Genomic DNA, 6,357 nt, shown 5'->3' with positions numbered 1-6,357 from the left:
CACCCCGAAGGGTTTCATCGCTCGACTTGCATGTGTTAGGCACGCCGCCAGCGTTCGTCCTGAGCCAGGATCAAACTCTCAATTTAAAAGTTTACACTTTTTATTTGAAATGAATAATCTGCGACAACTGTTAAGTTGTTACGCAAGCTCATTACATACTTTTTAGTCTTACGACTAAAATTACTTTTTTATCTAAAGTAATTAACTGGTCTAGCAAAATGTTATTTCGCTATTTTACCTATTTCTCTGTTTAATTTTCAAAGACCAATTTGCTTTGTCATCAAGTGACGACTTCTACTATTCTACTAGGTATTTCTTGTTTTGTCAACAGCTTTTTAAAATTAATTTTCATTTGAAAACATTTTAAATAGTAATTAACATTTAGCATACCTCGCCACTGCTTCGTGACGACAAAGAGTATTGTATCATATAAATAAGAGCATAATTTAAGCGCACATATATTCTAACTAGATTACCTTCATATCCCTACATATAAGTATAAATATTTCTATCTTTCGCATTTCGATACGCAAGGCTAAGTATTATAAATAAATCCCTAGCCACTTAATCCAACTTACTAGAGCTTATGTTATTGGCTATCTTATACCTTACTTTGTTATTGCTTATATATAAAAAGACTTACCCTTTCAGGTAAATCTTTTCGTGTGCCTTATTCATTTTCTCTCAATCTTTCAATGATACTGTTTTTAGAAACACTCCCATAACACAACTTGGGAATAAAAATAGCAAAAATCATTAATCCTAAGGAACATACTACAATAGGGGTAATTTTAAAATTATATTTAAAAATTGTAATTCCACTACAAAGTAAGCTTATTCCAAAATGTGTTATAAATATTCCAACAGTCGATACAATAGCAATAGTAATAAGAGCATAGTAAAGTCCTTCAAATATAAGCATTTTCAAAAGCTGTTTTCGAGTCATTCCCACACTTTCAAGTATGGCAAATTCTTGTTTTCTAGCCAAAATGCTTGTAAGCATAGTATTAACAAAATTCATAAGACCTATTATAAATATTACAGCGCTAAGGCTATAGCCTATTATAGAAAAAGTCTTTGTAAAATTTTTATATTCCTTTTCATAATCCTTTTTTGATCGATACTCTAAATCCTTATTGCTGCTCTGAAGTTTTTTAATATGATTTTCTATAGTGCTACTTTTTTCTTTATCAATAAATATTTGCGCTGTCATTATTACTGGTTTTTTAATAAATGAAGTAAATTCCTTTGATGGTATATATGCATTATAACCTGATGGAGTATAAATTTTAAGATCAAATGTACTCACTATTTCTACCAATGCCATAACCTCAAATGTTTTTTCTCCTCCATCTTTTAAATTAAGGGTTATTTTATCTCCTATATCGTAATAATTACATTCATATTTTTGATTTATCAATATGTATTTACCCGTTGAAAATTTTTCAAGGTTAAATTCCCCTTTAATTATAGTGTTTTTATTATACATATCCATACAACCACTATCTAAACCATAAAGCTGAACTTCTACTTCTTTTCTACCCTGCATATTGGCTTTCACACCTTCTTCATTTACAGAAGCTTTTTTCATAACATCAAGCTTATGAGCATCAACCTTATCATGCGCATAGCCAGAATAAATTTTATCTACTTTTTTTACTCCCTGAATATTTTTTAGTCCATTACACATTTTTTCATCAACTGTATTTGCACCATTAAATATATTTTTCCCAAAATTAGAAAAATCACTAATAACAAAATCACCTCTTATGCTATCTTTAAGATATAAATCCATATTAAAACTTCCAATTAAACTAGAAATAAAATTAAACAATATAATGCTTAATGAAAGGGATGCTAGAACAATAATTGCCTTTTTCTTATTTCTAAATATATTTGAAAAAGCCATCTTGTAGAGCTTTGCACCACTTGTAGAATTTTTTATTCCACTTTTATTTTTCATTTCTATTCCTGTATATCTTACCGCTTCAATTGGTGATACCTTAGACGCAATCTTACCTGGCTTATTTGAGCTTAAAAAAACAGTGACTAAAGAAAATAATGCTGAACCTACAAATATAATAGGATTTATTGATATTGTTGTGCTATCACTCATATTTGAAGTACTAAGTGCAATAGGTACAAGAACCACTCCTATAAAATACCCACAAAATAAGCCTATTGGAATACCAATTAAAGATAACATAAATGCTTGTTTTCGTATTATACACTTTAATTGTTTTTTAGTAGTGCCTATGGTTTTTAATAATCCATAATATTTAGTATCCTTCACTACTGAAATATAAAATATATTATAAATCAGGAGGTATCCACTAAACATTATAAGTAATCCTATAATTATAAAAGGAATTATATTTGATAAATCTGTATCATGAGTAGATAAATACCCCCAATTTACAGCATATCTTTCCTCTGAAAAACTTATACCTGTATCTTTAATAACTTTTTTCAAATTATTCTCAGTATCAGAAACCTTATCAAACATAACAGAAAGGTCAGTTAAACCTGTATACTTTCCATCCTTCCTATTTTTAACTAAATCCATATTTTTAAGATTTTTATCTACAAACTCCTTGGAAACTATTGCAAGACCTGCACCTGCAATTGCTTTATCACCTTTCCAAAAACCACTTAAAACAAAGTCCTTTGTATATTTTTTATCCATTATAGTGTACTCTAGTTTGACCTTTTCTCCAATTTTGTGGGGTACATTAAGCATATCAAGTACCCAAGTAGCTGTAGATATTTCATTTTCCACTTCTGGTAACTTTCCTGTGGTTGGCTCACAAAATCCCCATTTTACCCAATTTTCATCCATGTAACGCAGCTCTACAGCATTACTTCGTAACTCTTTATTCTCTACATCTGATATTATAACTGTAGCTCCGTATTCTTTGATAAGTGGATGCTTTTTTAATTTATCTGTTTCTTCTTTTGTAAGGTACTTAAATCCACCGTGAGCTTTTGTACCTACCTGCCTCATAGTTGCATTTTCCATAGACTCAATTAAACTCATACCAATAGTAAACACTGCAGTAAATAATACAGTTGTAAGTACTATAGCTAAAAGCGCAAAAATATTTCTCGTTCTATTTGCCTTAAAGCTCCTTTTGGCAAGCTTAGAGGATATTTTTCTATTATTATTTTTAAACATTTGTAATCTGCCCCCTTGAAGACACAATCTTGCCATCCTCAATTCTTATAATCCTATCTGCAAGCTGTGCTATCTCTTCATTATGGGTTATCATAACAATTGTTTGATTAAACTTTTTACTTGTGATTTTAAGAAGTCCTAAAACCTCCTGACCTGTTTTAGTATCTAAGTTTCCTGTAGGTTCATCTGCAAGTATTATAGAAGGTTTGGCAGCTATTGCTCTTCCAATAGCAACTCTTTGCTGCTGTCCTCCTGAAAGATTATTAGGCAGATTATTAAGCTTGCTACTTAACCCTAAAATACTCGCAATCTCCTCAATATAATCTTTATCAATTTTATTTCCATCAAGTTCTATAGGTAAAACTATATTTTCATATACATTAAGTATAGGTATAAGGTTATAATTTTGAAAAATAAAACCTATATTTCTACGTCTATAAATAGTTAACTGTTCCTCATTCATACTGAATACATCTTTTCCATCAACAATAACTTTACCCTCTGTAGGTCTATCTAATCCACCAAGCATATGTAAAAGTGTACTCTTACCACTTCCAGAAGTTCCTATAATCGCAACAAATTCACCCTTTTCAACTTCAAAATTAACTCCATCTAGTGCTTTTACCAAATTACTATCCTTACCATAATGTTTTTTTAGATTCTCAGTTTTTAAAAGCGACATCTTCCCATCCCCCATATATATATTTTTTAGCCAGATTAAATTTAGTACAATTAAAATTTACGGTAACTATTAATCTAGAAAACCACTATGAATCATGATTTCATACTTAATTACTAAATAATGGCTATAAATATATCCTAACAAAACAATGTAACAAACTCCTCACAAAATATATATTAAATATCACAATATTGTTATATTTAATTCTGCAAAAATACAGAGAACTTACTTCCAATATCTTTTTCAGATTTAACTTTTAAGTATCCGCCTTGCTTACTTATGATTTCTCTGGTTAAATATAGTCCAATACCTACGCCTTCTATTTGTTGCACTTCACGCCCTCTGTGAAATCGTTTAAATATATTGTTTATCTCTTCCTCTAATATTCCAATTCCATCATCACTTATATTAATTTCAGTAAAAATTTCTAAAGGTACAACTTCAATATTTATATTCCCACCATACTCAGTATATTTAACAGCATTTTCTACAATATTAAATATAGCTTCAGTTGTCCATTTTTTATCATGACATAGCATAATAGTCTCATCACATTTTATTTCAATATGTATGTTTTTTTTCTGTGCTTTAAGATATACACTTCCAACTACTTGGGCTATAGTTTCACTAAGCGGTAATTTTTCTTTATTTAAAACTATTATACCCGTTTCAAGTCTAGACATTTTTATAAGAGCTTCTATAAGCCACTGCAGTTTTCCTATTTGAAATTTCATATTTTTCAAAAACTCTTTTTCTTGCGCTTTTGTTAACTCTCTCTCAATTAAAGTTTCATTAATCATAGTTATGTTAGCTAGCGGTGTTTTTACCTGATGAGAAATATCTGATATTATACTTTTAAGCTTGTTTCGTTCGCTGTTAAACTCCGCTCTTTGACTTTCCACCATATCTATTAGCTGCTTAATCTTGTTTTCAAATTTTGATAATAAGGTTTCTTTATCTGTATCAAAAGTCGTATTTTCTTTTTTAGCTATTACATTATCAATAACCTCACAGAGATTATTATAAAATTTCACCACTTTAATGCTTGTAAGCCATATAAAACTTATAGCTATAACTAAAAATATAAACAAAAAAGCTATTATAGAAATTCTAAAATTATTTAAATCATAAACTAAATTAGGATTAATTTTCAGTATTGTATTATATGATCTACCTAAATACAAAAAAAACAAAATACTTATAGAAACAAAAATCAAAATATATATACTATAGATTTTATTCATTGAATTTTTTTTTATATCCCTCACACTATATCACCTGCCCAAATATAACCCATACCATACACAGTTTTAATATACTTAGGTGATGATGGCTCCTCCTCAAGCTTAGCCCTTAATCTATTGATATTAACTGTAAGTGCATGCTCATCAACAAAATTTAAATCCTTATCCCAAAGCTCTTCCATTAACACTCTCCTTGTTAGTACTTGTCCCTTATTAATCAGCAACACCTTTAAAATTTTAAATTCTGTAGGTGTTAATGCAAGATTATTACCACCTTTCAAAATTGCCATCTTTTCAAAATTAAATACCATGTCATCTATTATAAAATCAGTATTCTCCTTTGTTTCTATGTTATATCTCCTAAATATAGCTAAAATTCTTTCTCTCAAAATACCTAAATTAAAAGGTTTTGTAACATAATCGTCCCCACCTAATTTAAACCCTGTAATAATATCAATTTCCATATCACAAGCTGTAAGAAACAATATAGGCACACTTGAAGTTTCTCTCACTTTTATGCAAAAATCAAAACCACTACCATCCGGCAAATTAACATCAAGTATTATCATATCAATTTTATCATTTTTTAATTTTATGTAAGCTTCCTCTAAAGTGAATGCGGATTCGGTTTTGAAACCATCTGCATTAATATTAAAGCATATTCCATTATTCAACATAACATCATCTTCTACAATAAGAATGTTTTGCATATGCACAGTCCCTTCCATTACAAATTAGTTAATTATTACCTCTTATTATTGTATCAAAAGTAAAAGTATTATTCCATACAAGTTATAAGTGAAATTTCCACGCTTTCCTTCTAAAATGTCGCCAAAACTTAAAACCCTACTTTATGCTAAAGTAGGGTTTTAATACAAATCTATTTTATTAAGTATTGTAATTATATTTACGCAAAATAAAAACCACTAAGTTAAACTTAGTGGTTTTTTGCTTACCTGGCGACGACCTACTCTCCCACAAAGTTACCCCTGCAGTACCATTGGCGCATTGAAGCTTAACCGACCTGTTCGGTATGGGAAGGGGTGTTACCTTCATGCCATAATCACCAGATTGAGAAAATTATATTCTCTCAAAATTGCACAGTGAAATTATCTTCTCGCTTACGCTTTATATATATTAAGGTCAAGCCCTCGACTTATTAGTATTAGTCAGCTGAACATGTTACCATGCTTACACCTCTAACCTATCAACCTGGTGTTCTTCCAGGAGTCTTACTAACACCGTGCTTACGCACG

At 29.9% G+C, this 6,357-nt stretch carries 4 protein-coding genes and 3 rRNA genes; all 7 read right to left on the bottom strand.

The window, feature by feature from the left end:
- Window positions 1–86, bottom strand: a 16S ribosomal RNA gene (locus Ctaglu_RS24165); the annotation flags it as partial.
- A gap of 584 nt (window positions 87–670) precedes the next feature.
- Entirely contained in the window at window positions 671–3,175 is a 2,505-nt protein-coding gene (locus tag Ctaglu_RS24160; RefSeq protein ID WP_185732958.1) for an FtsX-like permease family protein, read from the bottom strand.
- Window positions 3,168–3,857 carry an ABC transporter ATP-binding protein gene (locus tag Ctaglu_RS24155; protein ID WP_125006558.1) on the bottom strand — a complete coding sequence of 230 codons (690 nt, stop codon included), beginning with the start codon at window positions 3,855–3,857 and terminating at the stop codon, window positions 3,168–3,170. Before Ctaglu_RS24155 ends, Ctaglu_RS24160 begins: the two co-directional genes overlap by 8 nt.
- 200 nt (window positions 3,858–4,057) lie before the next feature.
- Complete coding sequence (locus Ctaglu_RS24150; protein ID WP_207669521.1) at window positions 4,058–5,125, bottom strand: sensor histidine kinase; 1,068 nt, start codon at window positions 5,123–5,125, stop codon at window positions 4,058–4,060.
- Complete coding sequence (locus tag Ctaglu_RS24145) at window positions 5,122–5,811, bottom strand: response regulator transcription factor (protein WP_125006556.1); 690 nt, start codon at window positions 5,809–5,811, stop codon at window positions 5,122–5,124. Before Ctaglu_RS24145 ends, Ctaglu_RS24150 begins: the two co-directional genes overlap by 4 nt.
- 244 nt (window positions 5,812–6,055) lie before the next feature.
- Window positions 6,056–6,172: ribosomal RNA gene (rrf, locus tag Ctaglu_RS24140) — 5S ribosomal RNA — on the bottom strand.
- A gap of 68 nt (window positions 6,173–6,240) precedes the next feature.
- Window positions 6,241–6,357, bottom strand: a 23S ribosomal RNA gene (locus Ctaglu_RS24135); the annotation flags it as partial.

Origin of the sequence: Clostridium tagluense (assembly GCF_003865095.1) — a bacterium.
GTDB classification, from domain to species: Bacteria; Bacillota; Clostridia; order Clostridiales; family Clostridiaceae; genus Clostridium_AD; species Clostridium_AD tagluense.
This window is presented reverse-complemented; position numbering and strand designations above follow the sequence as displayed.